This window comes from Bartonella sp. AD24XZML (assembly GCF_042196485.1).
Classification (GTDB): Bacteria; Pseudomonadota; Alphaproteobacteria; order Rhizobiales; family Rhizobiaceae; genus Bartonella.
This window is the reverse complement of sequence record NZ_JBHIQH010000091.1, coordinates 1-1634: the sequence shown is the minus strand read 5'-3', so window position 1 is coordinate 1634 and position 1634 is coordinate 1. Positions and strand designations below refer to the sequence as shown.

Annotated in this window: 2 protein-coding genes and 1 pseudogene; all 3 read left to right on the top strand. The window is 39.4% G+C overall.

All coding sequences use genetic code 11. The annotated features are described in order from the left end of the window. Positions 1-142: pseudogene (locus tag ACFIMX_RS08690) on the top strand (exonuclease); the annotation flags it as partial. Positions 143-261: 119 nt separating this feature from the next. Beyond that, the gene (locus ACFIMX_RS08685; RefSeq protein ID WP_375662684.1) at positions 262-480 is read left to right on the top strand and encodes a hypothetical protein; all 219 of its coding nucleotides are present in this window, start codon (positions 262-264) and stop codon (positions 478-480) included. 8 nt (positions 481-488) lie between these two features. Continuing rightward, the gene (locus ACFIMX_RS08680; RefSeq protein WP_375680233.1) at positions 489-1532 is read left to right on the top strand and encodes a tyrosine-type recombinase/integrase; all 1044 of its coding nucleotides are present in this window, start codon (positions 489-491) and stop codon (positions 1530-1532) included. Positions 1533-1634: the final 102 nt, after the last annotated feature.

The following is a 1634-nucleotide window of genomic DNA, read 5'->3' as shown; positions in this document are numbered from 1 at the left end:
GGGAGAATTCTTTCACTTGCGCATGAAAGTCAAGCGTGTTCTCCGTGATGATCAACAAATTGAACAGATCAATCAAGCTGTTGAAACCTTTTTAGCAGAGATAGAACGAGAGATACAACAACTCTCAACAAAAGCTGCTTGAACCTATGGGGGTGTTTTGTTCCCCGCATATCTACGAGCACCCCCACCCTTCTTAACACTTTCAAGTAATGCGTGATTCACGCCACACGTGAATTGCATCTCAATGTAAGGAGAAAAGATATGGCGCCTCGTCCAGCTGCTATAACGCAACCAGCCATTGCACGCGCTTTAAGAGAAGCTAAAAAACAAGGTTGTGAACTCGTAGAAATCAAACCTACCGGTGAACTGCTTATCTATCTTAAATCCGATATTCCAATACCAAATTCAGTTAGCCACCCAGACAAACTTTTAGATTTGTCAAAGAATGAATATTACGAAACCGCACTCTCTAAGATGTAAAATTGATCATGCCAAAACCACGCCCTCCTCATCTCGTTAAACAAATTACTCAACATGGCAAAATTGTATGGTATGTACGTATTGGTCATGGACCACGTATTAGAATCCGCGGAACCTATGGAACGCAAGAGTTTGTTGACAACTACAAAAGCGCACTTGCCGAATTACAAGGGCTTATACTTCCTAAATCAAAAACCGGTAAACTTGTTGAAGGGTCATTTGCATGGCTGCTTAAACAATACTTTAACAGCGTTCATTGGCATAGCCTTGCTAAAGCTACGAAAAGACAAAGAGAACTTATCCTTATGAAGGTATGTGATGCTATAGGAAACATTCCATATAGAGAAATAAAGAAATCACATATTACAGCGGGTGTTGAACGCCGCAAAGAAAAACCAACAGCTGCCCAAAATTTTCTAAAAGCACTTAATGGACTTTTTAATTGGGCGATCGATCAAGAACTTCTGGAGAATAACCCAGCTTTAGGAATAAAAAGACCTCCTCTCAACAACAAAGATGGATTTGCTGTTTGGACAGAAGAAGATGTTGAAAAATATTATCACCATTGGTCACATGGTTCACATGAACGCGTCTGGATTGATGTTCTTCTTTACACGGGTTTGCGTCGTGGTGATGCGGTCCGCATTGGTTGGAAAGATGTCAAAGATAATATCATTCATCTCAAGACAGAGAAAAGTAAATTCCAAACAGATGTTTTTCTACCCATTTTGCCTGAATTAGCAGAAACTCTAAAAATTGGTCCTATTGGAAATGAAACATTCATTTGCGGAAAAAACGGAAATAAACTCGTAAAAGAAAGTTTTGGAAACTTATTCCGTGAAGCGTGTAATGCGGCGGGAATCAAAAAATCAGCACATGGCTTAAGAAAATTAGCAGCAACACGCGCCGCTAATTCAGGTGCAACAGTATCACAACTCAAGGCAATTTTTGGATGGACCGACGACAACATGGCATCTCTTTACACAAAGAGCGCAGACCGCAAAAGGCTAGCTATAGAAGCGATAAAAAAGCTCCAAAAAAATGAGGGATAGTGCTATAAAAAACGTTAATGGAATCAATAATGATAAATTTCCCCCATATCGCAATAACTCATTTATTTTATTTAAAATTATTGAATCTCTTTTGGGCACCAT

Excerpts from the sequence above, each read along its gene's own strand:
- ACFIMX_RS08685 (WP_375662684.1), top strand. The coding sequence starts at position 262 with ATGGCGCCTCGTCCAGCTGCTATAACGCAACCAGCCATTGCACGCGCT.
- ACFIMX_RS08680 (WP_375680233.1), top strand. The coding sequence starts at position 489 with ATGCCAAAACCACGCCCTCCTCATCTCGTTAAACAAATTACTCAACAT.